This window comes from Enterococcus sp. 5B3_DIV0040, assembly GCF_002140755.1.
Taxonomy (GTDB): Bacteria; Bacillota; Bacilli; order Lactobacillales; family Enterococcaceae; genus Enterococcus_D; species Enterococcus_D casseliflavus.
On record NZ_NGLC01000001.1, the window covers coordinates 1,854,803 to 1,872,198 of the forward strand.

18 protein-coding genes are annotated in these 17,396 nt (G+C 43.1%); 1 reads left to right on the forward strand and 17 read right to left on the reverse strand.

What is annotated here, in order from left to right; genetic code table 11:
• Positions 1-84 precede the first annotated feature (84 nt).
• Positions 85-1,785: a M3 family oligoendopeptidase gene (locus A5883_RS08760; RefSeq protein WP_086338347.1), complete on the forward strand. Its 1,701-nt coding sequence runs from the start codon at positions 85-87 to the stop codon at positions 1,783-1,785.
• 63 nt (positions 1,786-1,848) lie between these two features.
• Here A5883_RS08760 and A5883_RS08765 read toward each other — a convergent pair whose 3' ends face one another.
• From A5883_RS08765 to A5883_RS08845, 17 genes are all read right to left on the reverse strand, one after another.
• Positions 1,849-2,208: a phage holin family protein gene (locus A5883_RS08765; RefSeq protein WP_086338348.1), complete on the reverse strand. Its 360-nt coding sequence runs from the start codon at positions 2,206-2,208 to the stop codon at positions 1,849-1,851.
• Positions 2,208-2,516 (reverse strand): PspC domain-containing protein, encoded by a 309-nt coding sequence (locus tag A5883_RS08770; RefSeq protein ID WP_010748006.1) that lies wholly within the window; start codon positions 2,514-2,516, stop codon positions 2,208-2,210. The genes A5883_RS08765 and A5883_RS08770 overlap by 1 nt, the downstream gene beginning before the upstream one ends.
• A gap of 49 nt (positions 2,517-2,565) precedes the next feature.
• Positions 2,566-4,128, reverse strand: a complete 1,563-nt coding sequence (gene liaX / locus A5883_RS08775) for a daptomycin-sensing surface protein LiaX (RefSeq protein WP_074931614.1) — start codon at positions 4,126-4,128, stop codon at positions 2,566-2,568.
• 527 nt (positions 4,129-4,655) lie between these two features.
• Entirely contained in the window at positions 4,656-5,333 is a 678-nt protein-coding gene (gene phoU / locus A5883_RS08780; RefSeq protein WP_005225785.1) for a phosphate signaling complex protein PhoU, read from the reverse strand.
• A gap of 11 nt (positions 5,334-5,344) precedes the next feature.
• Positions 5,345-6,103, reverse strand: a complete 759-nt coding sequence (gene pstB / locus A5883_RS08785; RefSeq protein ID WP_005235379.1) for a phosphate ABC transporter ATP-binding protein PstB — start codon at positions 6,101-6,103, stop codon at positions 5,345-5,347.
• Between the two features lie 31 nt (positions 6,104-6,134).
• Positions 6,135-6,941, reverse strand: coding sequence for a phosphate ABC transporter ATP-binding protein PstB (gene pstB / locus A5883_RS08790; protein WP_005225783.1), 807 nt, complete (start codon positions 6,939-6,941; stop codon positions 6,135-6,137).
• A gap of 13 nt (positions 6,942-6,954) precedes the next feature.
• A complete protein-coding gene (pstA, locus tag A5883_RS08795; RefSeq protein ID WP_005225782.1) occupies positions 6,955-7,839 on the reverse strand; it encodes a phosphate ABC transporter permease PstA in 885 nt (294 codons plus the stop codon).
• On the reverse strand, positions 7,839-8,759 hold the full coding sequence (gene pstC / locus A5883_RS08800; RefSeq protein ID WP_005225781.1) for a phosphate ABC transporter permease subunit PstC: 921 nt from the start codon (positions 8,757-8,759) through the stop codon (positions 7,839-7,841). The genes pstA and pstC overlap by 1 nt, the downstream gene beginning before the upstream one ends.
• A 97-nt stretch (positions 8,760-8,856) precedes the next feature.
• The gene (locus A5883_RS08805) at positions 8,857-9,711 is read right to left on the reverse strand and encodes a phosphate ABC transporter substrate-binding protein PstS (RefSeq protein WP_010748000.1); all 855 of its coding nucleotides are present in this window, start codon (positions 9,709-9,711) and stop codon (positions 8,857-8,859) included.
• A 401-nt stretch (positions 9,712-10,112) separates the two neighbouring features.
• Entirely contained in the window at positions 10,113-10,844 is a 732-nt protein-coding gene (locus tag A5883_RS08810; RefSeq protein WP_176323966.1) for an alpha/beta hydrolase, read from the reverse strand.
• Between the two features lie 95 nt (positions 10,845-10,939).
• On the reverse strand, positions 10,940-12,613 hold the full coding sequence (recN, locus tag A5883_RS08815; protein WP_016610293.1) for a DNA repair protein RecN: 1,674 nt from the start codon (positions 12,611-12,613) through the stop codon (positions 10,940-10,942).
• A 15-nt stretch (positions 12,614-12,628) separates the two neighbouring features.
• Complete coding sequence (gene argR / locus A5883_RS08820) at positions 12,629-13,078, reverse strand: arginine repressor (protein WP_005225777.1); 450 nt, start codon at positions 13,076-13,078, stop codon at positions 12,629-12,631.
• Between the two features lie 97 nt (positions 13,079-13,175).
• Positions 13,176-13,997, reverse strand: coding sequence for a TlyA family RNA methyltransferase (locus tag A5883_RS08825; protein ID WP_005225776.1), 822 nt, complete (start codon positions 13,995-13,997; stop codon positions 13,176-13,178).
• Entirely contained in the window at positions 13,994-14,890 is an 897-nt protein-coding gene (locus A5883_RS08830) for a polyprenyl synthetase family protein (RefSeq protein ID WP_074535690.1), read from the reverse strand. Before A5883_RS08830 ends, A5883_RS08825 begins: the two co-directional genes overlap by 4 nt.
• Positions 14,887-15,108 carry an exodeoxyribonuclease VII small subunit gene (locus A5883_RS08835; protein WP_086338350.1) on the reverse strand — a complete coding sequence of 74 codons (222 nt, stop codon included), beginning with the start codon at positions 15,106-15,108 and terminating at the stop codon, positions 14,887-14,889. The genes A5883_RS08830 and A5883_RS08835 overlap by 4 nt, the downstream gene beginning before the upstream one ends.
• Positions 15,089-16,441, reverse strand: coding sequence for an exodeoxyribonuclease VII large subunit (xseA, locus tag A5883_RS08840; RefSeq protein WP_010747995.1), 1,353 nt, complete (start codon positions 16,439-16,441; stop codon positions 15,089-15,091). Before xseA ends, A5883_RS08835 begins: the two co-directional genes overlap by 20 nt.
• Positions 16,442-17,293, reverse strand: a complete 852-nt coding sequence (locus A5883_RS08845) for a bifunctional methylenetetrahydrofolate dehydrogenase/methenyltetrahydrofolate cyclohydrolase (protein ID WP_086292168.1) — start codon at positions 17,291-17,293, stop codon at positions 16,442-16,444.
• Positions 17,294-17,396: the final 103 nt, after the last annotated feature.

Here is a 17,396-nt window from a genome sequence, read left to right on the forward strand (position 1 = left end):
CTATCAGTAAAGTTACTACCTTCGCCAATAGAAGTCCTCATTCTTTTTCGTTTGTGTTATTATTTTACTAAGGAGGGATTTTTAATGAAATTTTCAGCATACAAGTATCAACGCCCTGATTTTCCAGTTTATCAAGAAACATTCAAAAAAGCATTAGCAAACCTTCAGTCAGCCGATACCTTCTCGGAGGCGAAGCAAGCTCTTGATGCTTTGAACGAACTAAGAGGAACGATCGATACCGCAATGAACTTGGCTTCGATCCGCTATTCGATCGATACCAACGATGCCTTTTATGAAGCAGAAGACACCTTTTGGAATGAATACCAGCCTCATTTTGAAGCTCTGGATTTCCAATTCTATCAAGCACTCCTGGCTTCACCTGTCTTAGATGAATTAAAAGCCGAATATCCAGAAACACTTTTTTTATTTGCCGAAAGCCGTGTGAAGCTTTTTGATGAGGCCTTGATCGAATTATTTCAAAAAGAAAACCAATTGGCTTCTGATTACAGCAAATTGGTCGCTTCTGCCCAAATCGACTTCCAAGGAGAAACCTATACCCTCGCACAACTGCGACCATTTACCGAAAACAAAGATCGCGGTGTTCGAAAAGAAGCGTTTGAAAAACAATCGGCTTTCTTCACGGAAAATGAAGACCGTTTTGATCAAATTTATGACGAGATGGTCAAGGTTCGTACCGAGATTGCCCACAAGCTCGGCTTTGAAAATTATGTTGCCTTTGCGGATACCCAAATGAATCGTTGGGACTATGATCGTTCAATGATCGAGACCTATCGTCGGGAAATTTTAGAAAAAGTCGTCCCAATTACCCAAAAACTATACCAAAGACAGGCGCAGCGTAATCAATTGACTCAGGCAACCTTTACCGACCTACCGCTTGTTTATCCTAGTGGTAACGCAGAGCCTAAAGGAACTCCTGAAGAACTAGTGGAAAAAGCCCGTGTGATGTATCAGGAACTATCCCCTGAAACTGGCGAATTTTTTGATTTTATGGTCGAGCATGACCTACTTGATCTACTAAGCAAAAAAGGCAAACAATCTGGCGGCTATTGTACGTTTATCCAAGACTATCAATCGCCATTTATCTTTGCCAACTTTAACGGCACTTCTGGCGATGTCGATGTTTTGACCCACGAAGCTGGCCACGCGTTTCAAGCCTTTCGCTCTCGTTGGATCAAAGAACCGGAAATTCTCTTTCCCAATTATGAGTCTTGCGAGATCCATTCAATGTCGATGGAGTTTATCGCCTGGCCATGGATGGATGCTTTTTTTGAAGAAGAAACAGAAAAATACAAATTTGCGCATCTTGCTAGCAGCCTGCAATTTCTGCCTTATGGCGTTTTAGTGGATCACTTCCAACAAGAGGTTTATGAGCATCCTGAGTGGTCACCAGCACAGCGCAAAGCCCGTTGGCGGGAATTAGAGCGCCAATATTGCCCAGAACGGGATTATTCAGAATATCCAGACCTTGATCGTGGCTTGTATTGGTTTAGACAAGGGCATATTTTTGAATCACCTTTCTATTATATCGATTATACATTGGCGCAAGTGTGTGCGTTCCAATTTTGGTATCGATTCATCGTGGCAAAAGACGAAACCGCTTGGCAAGATTATTTGGCCATCTGCGAAGTCGGCGGCACGAAAACATTCCTTGAGATCCTGTCTCTTGCTCATTTGCGTTCACCTTTTGAAAAAGGGGCGCTTGATGAGACGTTACAGGCAGTAGATACGTACCTTGCTGCTATCAAAGAAGAACAGTTAAACTAAAAAAAGACGTTTCCGTTTCTCCACTAGCTTCATAGCTAGTGGGAGAACACGTGAAACGTCTTTTTAACGTGAATATTTTTCGATATGGTGTTCAGTCACGATCATATTGATCACTGACATGATCAGTGCCACTAATAGCGCTGCCCCAAACGAGGATAAGCCGAAGTTGGCTGACCCAACAAAATATGAAGTCAAATTCAGCATGAGCGCATTGATCACAAAAGTGAAGAAACCAAGCGTCAGTAAAGTCAATGGAAATGAAATGACGATCAGAATTGGTTTAATCAAAGCATTCAGGATCGACAGTACGAAACTGGCGATCACTGCAGTCATAATGCTTTGAACATGGATCATATTTGGTAATAGAACCGCCAATGTGACAAACGTCAATGTATTCATGATAAGCCGTTGAAAATAAGACACTAGAAGTCACTCCAGTCCTCATCCTCCACCTTTTCCGCTTCTTTACGGGGACGATTTGCTTCATTGTATTTGTTTTGCTTGTAGTAGTGATTGTCGTGGCCATATCCTGAGGTACTCTTGCGACCAGAAGGAATCAAGACCGCCATGATGATATATAAAGTGATTCCAGGAAACGCAGCAGTCACTAAAGATAGAAAGACATAGATCACGCGAACGATGGTTGGATCAATTCGCAAGTATTCTGCCAGCCCCCCTAGAGTACCTGTAATGACAACGTTATTGGCTGATTTTGTTAATTTTTTGTTCATTTATCTACACCTTCCTTCTTTTCTTTAATGAGTGTAAACCCAGCGATTCTTATTTGTCTGTATCTTTGATAAAGACATTTCCTGTTGTTGTGGATAGATCAATTTGAGCGACTTTATCGGCAACCCGACGGAATTGCAATAGTTGGTTTAGGCGTTCTTTTTTCTCACGCACAACTTCCATCTCGCTTAAACGATTGTTGATGCTACCTAAACTTGTTTTTGCGATCCCTTCAAAACCGATTCCTGTCGGTAATGCTACTTTGACATTCCCGTTTACAGAGCTGGCGTTTAATTTTTGGACCGTTTCTTCTTTGTAGGTCACACGGATATTGCCGTTAACTAAAGAAATACCGGTATTTTGTGGCGTTGCTGTCAACGTAACGTCGCCGTTCACCGTTTCGATAATGGCATCTAAAATCTCACCCTCTTGAACAGTGATCGTTCCATTCACGCCTTCAATCTCTAACATCGATGCGTTTACTTTGCGGAAATCGATATTGCCGTTTGTTGATTTTGTATAGACATCTTTCGCATCCAATTCATTGAATGTAACATTGCCGTTCAACAATTTCACTGCCACATGATCATAGGTACGTTTTGGCAAGTAGAAAACGAGATCGGCACGAATGCGTTTGTTGGGAATTTGGAAAGAGATGCGTTCATCATCGACATTGATTTGGCTTCTTGCTTCAAAAGCATCGAAAGGCTCCGCCGCATCCATTTTACCATATAGTTTGATTTTGGCATCTACTTTGACACCTGGTTCATCCCATAATTGGAAGGAAACATTGCCGTTTGCCAATTTCACATCGATCAATGTCGCTGCCGTTTCATCATAGCTGAATGTGTGCTCAAATTTTGTCGCTGCAACACCAGGAACTTTCAAGTTGATGTCTTTCCATTCCATGTTGTCATTGACTGACTCTGTCACTGCCCGAACCGTTTTCTTCAAGAAGTGTCCGAAGTGTGTGCTGGCATCGACCATTTTTTCACTTACTTGGTTAAAGGTGTCAGTCGCTTGCTCTTTCCAATCCTCTGGAATATCTAATTTTTGAGAAATTTTTTCTTTTGTTTGAGACCATTGGTCTTTGCGAATATTTTTTAATTTTGCTTCCAATTCTGCTTTTTCTTCAGATAAACCATCTAAGGTTTCTTCCAAGGCAGTAATGGTCGCTTCTGTTTCGTGACGCGTAGCCAATTCATCTTCTGACAATTGATCCAACTCTTCTTTGGTGTTCAATTGCATCAGTGTTTCTTGTGCTTCTTTTAATTCTTCTTTGACGCCAAGAATTTCAGCATTGATTTCGTCCAACTCAGCAGATGCTTGGTTGGCTTCCGTTGCTAAACCATCGAGAATCTTTTCAAGATTTTCTTTGTCTTGCGCTTCGTTTTGACGAAGTTTTTCTTCGCCGTCAAACGTGAACATCTCATCGTCGTTTTCAGTATCATCAAATGGGCTTGTCGCATTCTTATCCGCGGTTACCTCAGCAGCAGCTTTGTTAATTTGTTTTTCGTCTTTGGCTTTTGCCATACCTTCTAGTAAATCCAAGGCTTCTTCTGTAGAAAGCACACCTTTTTTTACTAGATCCAATATACGTTCTCTTTCGTTCATGGAAATTGCCTCCTTCAGCAAATGTGTGATTGCAAGTTTAGCTTACGAACCTATTATGCCTTGTTTTTGCAAAAGTGTCATAGGTCTTAAGTACCAAGTTTTTCTCAATCTGCAGATTGGCAAGCAAAACCGACACTTTTTCTTCATTACACTAGGCTCAAAACGACCTTCCTATTATTAACAGTACCACGAAAAACCAATAGAAACAAAAGTTTCAGCTAGTAGAAGGCTTAAGGAATAGGCCTGCTAGAGTAAATGAGTGATTGCTCCTTTCACTGCAGGTCGGCGACGAAAAGAATAGACGGCTCAACTAGTAAATTTCAGGGACGATAGAATCGATTTCCATTGGCCATCTTTACGGAGGAGCCATTTTCTAATTTGCCTATCCTATTTACGTCATCGATTGAAGCGATTCTTTCAAATCAAAAAGACCGCCGAGAGAAGTTACTCCTTAAAGGACAACTTCTTTCGACGGTCCGTCCCATCTCTTTTAAAAGAGATATGTGATCAAGAACCCAAGCTGTTTCTTAAATCATTTCCGTACGGTTTGTATTCAATTCACTGATTTTCCCAGTAGCAAGATACACGATCCATTCACAAATATTCGTTACGTAGTCACCGATTCGTTCCAAGTATTGAGCAACGGATAAATAATCGGTCCCGCTGACAACTGTTTCTGGATTTTCTTTCATACTCTCGATCGTTTTGTAATAAATGTCTTTGTAATATTCATTGACCCGATCGTCCATTTGAGCGATCATGCGGGCATCATCTTGATCAGTTTTTACATACGCCACTAAGACATTATCAACCATTTTTTTGACGTAATCCGACATATCTGAGATTTCTTTTTCGATTTCGGCAATCCGCGTTTCGCCTTTGACCCGAATCGTTGACTTCGCGATGGATACCGCATGGTCCCCCATCCGCTCCAAGTCAGAGCTTGCTTTCATTACAGTAATGATCATTCGTAGATCGGTCGTTACTGGTTGTTGCAAAGCAATCATCTCAAAGCTCTTTTTTTCTAAACGAACTTCCATATTGTTGATCGCCAAATCATTTTCAATTACTTCCTGCGCAATTTCTTTGTCATGTCTGACATATGCTCGCACAGATTTATGAATGGCACTGCTGACTAGCATCCCCATTTCATAAAATTGATTGTGTAAATTTAATAATTCTTCTTCAAATTGTGTACGCAACATCCCTTTTCCTCCTAACCAAATCTTCCTGAGATATAATCTTCTGTTTCTTTTTTGCTTGGACTTAGGAACACTTTTTTCGTGTCATTGAACTCGATCAAGTTACCGTCCAAAAAGAACGCGGTTTTATCTGAGATTCTTGAAGCTTGTGACATGTTGTGAGTCACGATGATCATGGTGTAGCGTTCTTTCAGTGCTAGAAGGGTATTCTCGATTTTCCCTGATGAAATGGGGTCTAACGCACTGGTTGGTTCATCCAGCAAAATGATTTCTGGATCGACAGCCAATACCCGAGCGATACAAACCCGCTGCTGTTGTCCACCTGATAAAGAAAGCGCACTTTGGTGAAGTTTGTCTTTGACATCTTCCCAGACAGAAGCTGCTTTCAGGCTTTCTTCTACCGTCTTATCAAGAATCGCCTTGTCCGTGACTCCTTTTAATTTTAACCCATAAATCACATTTTCGTAAATTGAAAAGGGAAAAGGATTCGGTTGTTGAAAAACCATCCCGATTTCTTTGCGCAAATCAACGATGTCTTGCTTTGGACTATAAATGTCTTTCCCTTTATAGACAACACTTCCTGTAATTGTCACACCAGGGATCAAATCATTCATTCGATTAAGAGAACGCAAGTAGGTCGATTTCCCACAACCTGAAGGTCCGATCATTGCTGTGATCTCGCCTTTTTTGATGGAAAGGTCGATTCCTTTTAATGCTTCTTTTTTTCCGTAGTATAAATGCAGATCTTTCGATGTAATAATTTCTTCTGCCATTGTTTTGCCTCCGTTTACTGATCGAATCGGCTCAGCCAAAATGACCGGATACGTAATCTTCTGTTGCTTTAATTTTTGGACGAGTAAATATCTTACGGGTCTCATCGTACTCGATCGCATTTCCTAAGTAGAAAAAGGCAGTATAATCGCTGATCCGAGCAGCTTGCTGCATATTATGGGTCACGATGATGATAGAATAGTCGTTTTTCAAGTTGATAAGAGTTTCTTCCACTGTCCCGGTCGAGATTGGATCAAGGGCACTAGCTGGTTCATCTAGAAGCAAAATATCTGGTTTCATCGCAATTGCTCGAGCAATACACAGACGTTGCTGCTGTCCACCGGACAATGCCAAAGCACTTTTGTCTAAGCTGTCCTTTACTTGATCCCAAAGTGCGGCTTGTTTCAAGCTGGTTTCGACTGCTTCATCCAATTTCTTTTTGTTTCTTTCTCCATGACGTCGCAAAGCAAAGGCGATGTTGTCATAGATCGATTTACTGAAAGGGTTTGGTCGTTGGAAAACCATGCCGATACGCTTGCGCATTTCGAAAACATCGACTTCTTTTGTATTGACGTCGACTCCTTTATACATGATGTTTCCTGTGACTCTCGTATTTGCGATCCCATCATTCATTCGATTCAAAGAACGCAGATACGTTGATTTACCGCAACCGGAAGGTCCGATCAATGCGGTGATTTTATTTTTTTCAAATTGTAGATCAATGCCTTTGATGGCTTCATTTGATCCATACCATACATGCAAGTCAGTGGTATAAAGCGCCACATCTTCTGGTTTATCGAAGGTAATGATATTTCGATCGTCCCAATTGTAATCGTTCATACTGTCATTCTCCTTATGCTGACGTCATTTTCTTGTACAACCGTTTGCCAGCTGCACGGGCGCCAAAGTTAAATAGCAAGACGGCAATGATCAATACCGCCGAAGCCCCGGCTGAAACTTGAGCGCCATCAGGCATCGTACCTTCTGTATTGATTTTCCAAATATGGACTGCCAGCGTCTCCGCTTGTCGGAAAAGACCGATCGGGCTGGAAACACTCAATGGATTCCAGTTTGTAAAATCAAGGGCCGGTGCACTTTGTCCTGCAGTGTAGATCAGCGCTGCCGCTTCACCAAAAATCCGACCAGAACTTAGAATGACCCCAGTCAAAATCCCTGGTGTTGCTTCTGGGACAATGATGCGTGTGACAGTTTCCCAACGGGATAAGCCTAAAGACAAGCCCGCTTCACGCTGCGTATAATGAATCGCTTGTAGAGATTCTTCCACATTTCTAGTCAATAGTGGCAAATTGAAGAAAGTCAATGCCAAGGCACCTGAAATGATCGAAAAGCCATAACCAAACTGGATAACAAAGACCAAGAAACCAAAAAGACCGACAACCACAGAAGGCAGTGAACTCAAGATTTCGATCGATGTCCGAATGATATCCGTCAACCAGTTTTTCTTCGCATATTCTGATAAGTAGATCCCCGCTCCTAAAGAAATCGGAAAACTAATGATCATTGTCACTAAAAGCAAGTATAGGGAATTGAACAATTGGATGCCGATCCCGCCACCTTCTTGATACGCTTTTGAAGAAGAAGTCAGAAACTCCCAATTGATATGGGGAATACCACGTACCAAAATGTACAATAGTAAGGAAGCCAAAATCAAAACAATGACTCCAGCAACAGCATACAAGACGCCGGTAGCAATTTTATCTGAACGTTTTGCATTCATTATTTCAATGCTCCTTTCTTCCCAATAAAGCGAATGACAATGTTAAATAGTAAGGACATCAATAAGAGAATCAAGGCTAATGACCATAGAACGTTGTTTTGGACTGTTCCCATGATCGTATTCCCAATACCCATGGTTAAGATCGATGTCAATGTTGATGCAGGTGTCACTAAGCTCGTCGGCATCAATGCCGCATTACCGATAACCATTTGGATCGCCAATGCTTCCCCAAATGCGCGAGCCATTCCGAAAACAACCGCCGTTAAAATCCCAGGGACAGCTGCTCGTAAAACAACTTTATAGATCGTTTGCCAGCGTGTTGCCCCTAAAGCTAAGGATGCCTCACGGTAGTGCCGAGGGACTGCCCGTAACGCATCGACAGTCATCGTAGTCACTGTCGGCAAAATCATGATAAATAGGACAAAGGTCCCCGCCAAGATCCCAAACCCTGTACCGCCAAAAACAGAACGGACTGCTGGTACAATGACAGACAAACCGATAAAACCATAAACTACAGAAGGAATACCGACTAATAGTTCGATGACGGGCTGCAAAATCTTCTCTCCGTTACGAGGGGAGATCTCCACCATAAAGACTGCTGCACCGATCGCAAATGGTGTTGCGACGATCGCTGATAGGAAGGTTACGAAGAACGAACCAAGGATCATCGGTAAAGCACCTACTAATGGTTGTCCATCAGGACCAACAGCACTTGGATTCCATTGCGTACCAAACAAAAAGTCGAAAACATTGACTTTGTCTACAAAGAATGTCGCTAATCCACGGCTAGCAACGAAATAAAAAATGGAGATCACAACCAATACAATCAACGCAATACATAGAAAGCTAACCAGCTTTCCTCTTTGTTCCATTCTTGCGCGCTTGGATTTTTTTGTTAACACTTCTTTTACATTTTCCACGAGGGTTCCTCCTCAAAAATCAAACTAAACTCATAACCATTAGTTTATCGGTTCAACATCAATTTCTGTTAAAGCTTGTGTAAATTTTGTGTAAAGATTACTCGACGATGTTGCCTTCCCAATCTCTTTCCACCTGCATGATGGAAATTGGAATATAACCCAGATCCCCGACGATATGCTCTTGTACTTCATCAGAAAGCATATATTCGAGAAATTCAGCGGTCAATCCCGTTGGTTCTCCTTTTGTATACATATGCTCGTAAGCCCAAACTTTCCAATCATTGGTCGTTACATTTTCAATCGTTGGTTGAACCCCATCGATCGAAAGGACGTTGACTTCATCTGTCACATAAGAAAATGCAACATAACTGATGGCGCCTGGTGTATCTGAAACGATCGAACGGACCATCCCACTAGAATCTTGCTCTTGGGAAGGAATCGCTGTTTCACCATCCATGATCCATTTTTCAAACGTACTTCTCGTGCCGCTTCCAGTCGCCCGATTCAACAAAACGATGGGCAGATCATTTCCACCAACTTCACGCCAATTTGTAATATTTCCTAAGAAGATATTTTTTAAGTCCTCTGTTGAAATATCCGTGATCCCGACGCCTTTGTTGACGATCGGTGTGATACCCACCGTTGCCACTCGGTGGTCAACGAGTGCATCCGCATCGATCCCTGGCTTTTCTTCTGCAAACAAATCAGAATTCCCAATATCGACTGCGCCTGCTTGGACTTGACTTAACCCAGTGCCGCTCCCGCCTCCTTGGACATTGATAAATCGCCCAGGATTTGAGTTTTGAAATTCTTCCGCAACGGTTTCTACGAGTGGCTGCAAGGCAGAAGACCCGACTGCTGTGATCGATTCTCCTCGATCTGCCCAGCTTGCACATCCTGAGAGTAAAATAACCAATCCGATGATAGGACTTAGAAGTTTTAATTTTTTCATCATAACGCTCCTTGTACTTTCGAAAGTCATTGATTGTAAAAATCAATTATTTTCATTTTACCATTAGTTGAAATCAATGAAAATTATTATTTGCTTTTTTTTCTTAAGCTGAGTCTGATCCTTTATTTAAAACGCTTTTTTTCTTTTACAAAATAACTATTTTGTAAATAAAATGACAAGATTTCTTAATTAAATTACGTGCATCCAGAAGGTATGCTGTGCTATACTGTGAGAGGAAACGTATTTTAAAAAGAACATAATTATTAATCTTGCTTCCCCAATCAAGTACAATATGTTGTTATGTTCAGCGTTTTCACGATTTCATCAACATTTCCCCAAAATGTCTGTTGAATCGAAACGGCAGAAAGAAGCATTCCTATGCATCTTCTGCCGTCTTTTTTTTATTCTAATTCACTTAACCATGCCGCCATCTGCTCAATGATGGCTTCTTGCTGTGCTTCATTTGGTAGATCCGCTGCTGCTTCTCCTTTTTGTACCCCATAGGTACCAAAGCCAGCATGAATGCCGCCTTCGATCGTTTGGAACGTCGTAGTTTCTGGAAGGAGGCTGCGGGCAGCTTGCCAATTTTCCTGATTCACTACTTGGTCATGACTGCCTGAGAGTGACAACACAGCAATCGATTGATCAGCTAAGGATCCTTTTTCATCTGGGTAACTAGCAAAGAAAAAGACGCCTTTTAACTCGTTGTCGTTTTCAGCCAACTGATTCGCTGCAAAACGGCTTGCCATGACGCCACCTAATGAATGACCACCAATGACATAGGAGCTATGGGGAATTTCTTTCAAGACCTCTTCTGCACGATTGCCTGCTAAAACAGCCATGTTAAAGGGCATTTTAACGATCGCGACAGGATAGCCTTTTTCCGCTAAACCTGCTGCCCATACACTATAGCTTTCGGCATCGACAAGCGCACCAGGATAGAAAATAACCAAAGGCTTTTCTTCATCTCCAGCAAAATAGAGGACATTTCCCTCCTCATCTGCCTCTTTCGCAGCTGTAACTGCAGCATCCACTGCTGGGTAATGCAGTTGTTGCCAACCGACCCAACCGGCAATAATTAAAATAACAACGGTGATCAATACACCGATCAAGACTTTTGTTCTTTTTCTCATCATGTCCTCCTGCAAAAAAGAAGATCAGGAAAGGATGGCAGACGAAACTTGCGGGTCCATCATCTCCTGAATCTTTCTATAAGTGTTTCCAATTTTTATCGGTGAGCCAGCGCCAATAGTTCTCGTGCATGTTCGATTGTTAAATCGGTGATTTCTGCACCTGAGAGCATACGGGCGATCTCAGCCACTCGTTCTTCTTCTGATAATTTACGGACATGGGTTTCTGTCCGACCTTCTTGAATTGCTTTTTCGATAAAATATTGATTGTCCGCCACAGCCGCTACTTGCGGCAAGTGGGTGATACACAAGACTTGCGAATTCGCAGCGATCTTGGCGATTTTTTCGGCGATCGCCTGGGCTACTCGGCCACTGACCCCAGTATCCACCTCATCAAAGACAATACTAGTGATTCCTTGCTTGCGGGAGAAAATCGATTTAAGCGCTAATAAGATTCGGGAAAGCTCTCCTCCAGAAGCAACTCGCACTAACGGTTTCATGCCTTCACCGGGGTTGGTGGTCAAATAAAACTCCACGGTATCAAAGCCGCTGCTGCTTAATTGTTTTGAGCCAGATGCAAACCGTACTTCAAATTGCGCGTGCTCCATATACAGCTCTTTTAACTCTTGAACGATTTCTTTTTCTAAACGATGAGCCAATTCACGTCGTTTGACGTGCAAGGCTTCCGCCAGCTGCCAAACTGCTTCAGCTTTTTGGGCAAGCTCTTCTTCTAATTGCTCCAACTGACCTTCCGTATAGGCTGATTCGCTGATTTCTTTGCTGATCTCGTCATAATAAGCAAGAATCACAGGAATTGACTCCCCGTATTTGCGCTTCAATTGACGAATCGTTTCCAGCCGTGAAATGACTTCTTCCAGTCGGCCTTCATCTAATTCAAGGTTGTCGACTTGCCGCGAAATATCAGTGGCTGCATCTTGCAACAAGTAATACGCACTTTGGATCGCTTCACTGATTTTTTCATACGCAGGATCAAGATGGGCGATCGACTGGATCTCTGATAATGCCACACTGACTCCATCTAGGCTATTAACTTCTTCGGCGGATAGAGCGCCATAGCTTTGCCCTAGAGCATCCACGATTTTTTGATAATTGGTCAGTTTTTCTCGTTCATCGATCAGCTGCTCTTCTTCATTTTCCATCAATTCCGCTTGGGCGATCTCTTCTTGTTGAAAACGCAGCATGTCCATTCGCTGCACATAGAGCTGTTCATTTTCTTGAATGGTCCGCACATGTTTTTCTAAGGAGCGATAGGCTTGATAGGCTTGACGGTAACTTGCAAGTTCCGCTTTAAAGGCATCATCTCCAAAACCATCCATCAACGCCAAATGTTTTTCTGGCTGCAGCAGCTCTTGATGCTCATTTTGTCCTTGGATATCAACTAAAAACAAGCCGATTTGGCGCAAAACCGACAAGGTAACAGTTCGACCATTTACACGACAAATAGTTTTACCCGATTGAGAGATATCCCGTTGTACGATCAGAACTTCCTCTTCATCAATACCCAGATCTGCGGTCAGCTCTTTGAACTCCTGCTGATTCGGCCATTCAAAAATCCCTTCCAAACGGCATTTTTCTGCGCCTTGACGCAAATAGTCACTGGATCCTCTGCCACCTGCTAGTAAGCCCATCGCATCGATAATGATTGATTTCCCAGCACCTGTTTCACCTGTTAGAGCCGTCATCCCCTCATGAAAAGACAGGTGCAAGTTGGAGATAATCGCAAAATTTTGGATCGACAATTCTAAAAGCATCCCTTGCCTCCTCTTTTATACGTAACGTTGGAAATCCTTGAATAGGTTCTCGGTATCTGCTTCTGTTCTAGTGATCATCAAGACGTTGTCATCATCGTTTAGCGTGCCAAATAACTCTTTGGCATAACGCTTATCGATCAAATTCGCCAAAGCCGAAGCATTGCCAGGCAGTGTGCGCAGGATCACAAATTTGTCCATTCGATCGACAGAAACAAACGCCGTTTTTAGGATTTTATCTAGTTTACCACTCACGTCTTCCGTTGTCTCTTGTGGAATACTATAGCGATAGCCGCCTTTTTGGGAAGGAACTTTCACTAACTTCAATTCCTTGATATCCCTTGATATGGTTGCTTGTGTGACTGAGACGCCGCGATCTTTTAACAACTCGACAAAATCTTCTTGTTTCTGAATATCTTGTTCACTTAACAATCGTGTAATCAAGCGATGCCGTTCTTTTTTTCTCATCTCTTGTTCCTCCTGAATGAATTCCTACTAATTTTATCCTATTTTGCGCAAGAAAGAAAGAGAGCCGACAAGTAAAATGTCCACTCTCTTCCATTCTTTATTTTGGTTGATGAAAGGTCTCATGTGCTGATGCAACAACTTTCGGGATGTCGATCCCTGCTGCGGTGCCTTCTTGCAGGCTTTTCTTTAAATGTACGATAAACTCGATATTCCCTTCGCCACCAGTGATTGGTGAAAAACTTAGGTTTAATACATCGAATTTTGTTTTCTTAGCGAATGCCAGTACTTCCTCCAACACTCGTTCATGGGTTTTGGGGTCACGAACGATCCCATTTTTTCCGACCGCTTCTTTGCCCGCTTCAAATTGTGGTTTGATCAGCGCCATCACTTCGCCATCCGCTACCAAAATATCATAAAGGGGAGGTAAGATCAGTTTAAGTGAAATAAAAGAAACATCGATCGTAGCAGCTTCAGGAAGACCATCCAGGAAGTCTGTTGGTTTTGCATAACGGAAGTTGACCCGTTCCATTACAATCACTCGCTCATCTTGCCGCAGCTTCCATGCCAACTGATTGTAACCGACATCCAGTGCATAGCTTTTTTTGGCGCCATTTTGCAGCGCCGCATCAGTAAAGCCACCGGTGGAAGCGCCGATATCTAACATGATTTTATCGGTTACGTCAAAATCAAAAACTTTGAGTGCTTTTTCTAACTTGAGACCACCACGAGAAACATAAGGCAGCTTCTTCCCTTTGATCTGCAGCAGTGTATCTGCGGCAATTTTTTCTCCAGGCTTATCTAGTCGCTCATTGTTTTTTTCTTTGTACACCAATCCAGCCATCACTCCTCGTTTGGCTTGCTCGCGGGTCTCAAAGAGGCCTTGCTGGACAGCTAAAACATCTACTCGTTCTTTCTTCATGCGTTCCCTCGAATCTCAAATCGTTCCACAAATGCCAATAAAACATCCGGCGTAAATTGACCGTATCGGCTTAACTGTGCCAGAATTTCTTTGGCTTTGCTCAATTCTTCAGTCAAGGCTTGCTGCGCGCCTGCTAAGCCAAGTAAAGCAGGATAGGTACTTTTCGCCAACTCGTCATCTCGGCGGACAACTTTGCCTAGCTCTTCGGTCGTACTAGTGGCATCTAACAGATCGTCGCGAATTTGAAAGGCTAACCCAATATGCTGGGCAAAGCGATCCAATTCATGCAGAACCTCTTCCGTCTGGTCGGCTAAGACACCACCAGCAATCACCGCAAAGCGGATCAATTCTCCAGTCTTTCGTTCATGGATTGACATGAGCTCCTCAAGACGAAGGGCTTGGTTCTCCCCTTGAATATCAGCTGCTTGGCCGGCGACCATCCCTTGCGTGCCCGCTGCTTTACTCAACTGCTGCAGCAGCAAGACTTTTTGATTGGCTTCGATTTCCGCCATAGCGACCAATTGAAACGCAGCCGTCAAAAGACCATCTCCAGCTAAAATCGCTAAAGCTTCACCAAAAACCTTATGGTTGGTGGGTTTGCCTCGACGCAGATCATCGTTGTCCATTGCTGGCAGATCATCATGGATCAGCGAATACGTATGCACCATTTCTAGGGCTGCTGCACACTGGTACACCGCGGTATTGATGGGTTTGTGAAAAGCGGCGACTGTTGCTGCCAATAAAAGCGGGCGAATGCGTTTGCCGCCAGCTTGGATCGAATACTGCATGCTTTCAAATAGTCGTTGATCAGAAGTGTGTTCTTTGACAAAACGTTCCATAACTTCTTCGATCAATGGGGCGTGTTCTTTCGTAAATTCCTTCAAAGCACTCATTGGCTTTCCTCTTCAAAGGGGACTTCTTCATTGGATTCAGTCATCATTTTTGTTAAGGATTTTTCCGCTTTACTCAAGGTGTCCTTGCATTGCTTGCTCAAAACCATGCCTTTTTGAAAAGCATCTAACGCTTCTTCCAATGGAACATCACCTTGTTCCAAACGGGTTACGATTTTTTCTAATTCTTGTAATGATTCTTCAAATGTTGGATTTGCCATGATTAACTCCTTCTGTACTAATAACTTCGACCAGCGCTTGGCCATCTTGGTAATGGATCGTCAGCTGATCTTCTGGCTCGATCGCATCAATCGATTTGATCACCTGCTCATTTTTCGTGGTATAGCTGTAGCCGCGTCCCATGATTTTTAGTGGGCTTAACAAATCAAGGGATTGGACTGCATTTGCAAATTGATTTTCTTTTGCCGCATAAATATCTTTCATGGCTTTCGTTAAGCGTTGAGAAAGATAGCTGACCTCTTGATTGCTGGCTTGTAATCGCGCTTTTGGTTGTTGCTGGGCCAACCGTGAAATCAATTGCTGTGCCTGGCGATCCTTGTCATAAAGCAAGGTTTGCAAGCCTTGCTGCATCCGCTGCTGCAACTGATCGAGTTTGATCGACTGTGCCTCATACAAGCGCTCTGGTTGTCGAAAAACATACGATCCAATCACTCGCTGATAGCGTTCTTGTTTGTACTGGATCTGGTGCATAAATGCTTGCTCTAATCGGGCTTGTCTTTCTTCGATCCGCAAAATCTCCTCCGACAGCACTGGCACCGCTAATTCGGCAGCGGCGGTCGGAGTTGCCGCCCGCACATCCGCCACTAAATCGGCAATCGTCGTATCGGTTTCATGCCCCACTGAAGAAATAATGGGGGTTTTTGCATCAAAAATGGCTCTTGCCACTCGTTCTTCATTGAAAGGCCAGAGGTCCTCGATCGATCCACCCCCACGTCCGATGATCATAGTATCAAAGGTCCCATCGGCTTCGACTCGTTGGATATTTTTCACCACATCATCCGCAGCTTTATTGCCTTGTACCACGGTTGGATACAAAACGATCTGAGCAATGGGATAACGCCGCTGTGTCGTCGTGATGATATCTCTGATCACCGCTCCACTAGGACTGGTCAAAACCGCGATGCGTTTCGGGTATTTCGGCAAGGACTGCTTCGGTGCAGAAAATAAACCTTCTGCTGCCAATTTCTGCTTTAATTGTTCATAGGCTTGATAAAGAGCGCCGACACCGTCTGGTTCCATATGATCGATCACCATCTGGTAATTTCCGCTTGCCTCATACAGAGTGATACGCCCAACCGCCATGACTTTCATGCCCTCTTCTGGTTGAAAGCGCAGCTTGTCAAAAGCGCCTTTGAACATGACGGTCGAAATCTTTGCACCATCATCCTTCAAACTAAAGTATTGGTGATTGGGGCGACGACGAAAATTGGAGATCTCCCCCGTCAAATAAACCCGCTCTAGATACGGATCGACGTCAAACTTACGCTTGATATATTTTGTTAATGCGGTTACCGTTAAATATTCTTGCGCCATTTAGTTTTTCATTGTCTCCTTTGCTGCCTCGATCGTTTGGGCCATCAACATCGTGATCGTCATTGGACCTACACCTCTAGGTACCGGTGTGATATAGCTAGCGATCGGTTCGACTTCATCAAATTTCACATCGCCGATCAACTTGCCGTTGGCATCACGATTCATCCCAACATCAATCACCACAGCCCCTTCTTTTACGAAGTCTTTTGTGACAAAATGACCGCGGCCGATAGCCACGACTAAAATGTCCGCTTGTTTTGCCAACTCGGGCAGATTTTTGGTTTTTGAATGAGCAATAGTCACGGTGGCATTTGCCCCCAAGAGCAAGTGCGCCATTGGTTTTCCGACAATGTTGCTGCGACCGATCACTAAGGCATTTTTCCCTTCCAATTCGATCCCATACGCAGCAAACATTTTCATAATGCCATAAGGGGTACAAGGAATTCGGTCAGGTACACCTGCGAATAATTTTCCTAAATTGATTGGATGAAAGCCGTCGACATCTTTTTCTGGTTTGATGGCTAACAGTACTTTTTCTTCATTGATATGTTTTGGCAAAGGAAGTTGAACCAAAATTCCATGAAAGGCATCATCGTTATTGAACTGCTCGATTTCTGCTAATAATTCTGCCTCAGTAATGGATTCAGGGTAGCGGGCAACACGGGAATTGATGCCGATTTTCGCCGCAGCTAGTTCTTTATTTTTCACATAAGTCTGACTCGCTTTGTCTTCTCCAACAAGCAAAACAACTAATCCCGGTGTCACACCCTGATCTTTTAGTGTTGCTGTCTCTGAAAGAAACGCTGCTTGCATTTTTTCAGCCAATTCTTTTCCATTGATTAATGTACCCATTCTGACAACTCCTCCAACCTGATTATACTGACTTATTTTGTAAAAAGAAACGCACCAATCGTTTGTCGATATGCTTCTTCATGTTTTCTATCATAGCATTTTC